This window comes from Vibrio sp. 10N.222.46.A1 (assembly GCF_041473595.1).
Taxonomy (GTDB): Bacteria; Pseudomonadota; Gammaproteobacteria; order Enterobacterales; family Vibrionaceae; genus Vibrio; species Vibrio tasmaniensis_A.
The window spans coordinates 1-455 of record NZ_JBFRSN010001327.1 but is presented as its reverse complement, the minus strand read 5'-3'; the positions used below and the strand labels follow the sequence as shown (position 1 = coordinate 455).

The window sequence follows — 455 nt, the reverse complement described above, 5'->3', positions numbered from 1 at the left end:
CAGGTAGGTAGCATACTTGATGTTATCCGAGGTATTGCTGAGCAAACAAACTTGCTGGCATTAAACGCAGCAATTGAAGCAGCTCGAGCGGGTGAGCAAGGTCGCGGCTTCGCCGTCGTGGCTGACGAGGTGCGTAACCTCGCTAACAAGACACAAGAAAGCACAAACGAAATACAAACCATGATTTCATCACTTCAAACTCAAGCAAAACAATCTGTTGAGCTTATGGTTGAAAATGCGGAAACAGCTAAAGTAACTCGTGAAAAGTCAGATCAAGCGAGTCAAATGCTGAATACTATTCAGCATGAGATTGGGACAATTCAAGACATGAACAACCAGATTGCAGCGGCAGCGGAAGAACAATCGCAAGTAGCCGTTGAAATCAACGAAAATGTAGTGAATGTAAATGATTTGGCGCGAGCGACTGTCGATGACGTCCAGCAAAATGTTCAAAC

The 455-nt window shown here is 44.8% G+C and carries 1 protein-coding gene; it reads left to right on the top strand.

Going from position 1 to position 455, the window contains the following annotated elements; translation table 11 throughout:
• The coding region (locus AB4496_RS26350) for a methyl-accepting chemotaxis protein (RefSeq protein ID WP_372132848.1) at nt 1–455 on the top strand (455 nt) is incomplete at both ends.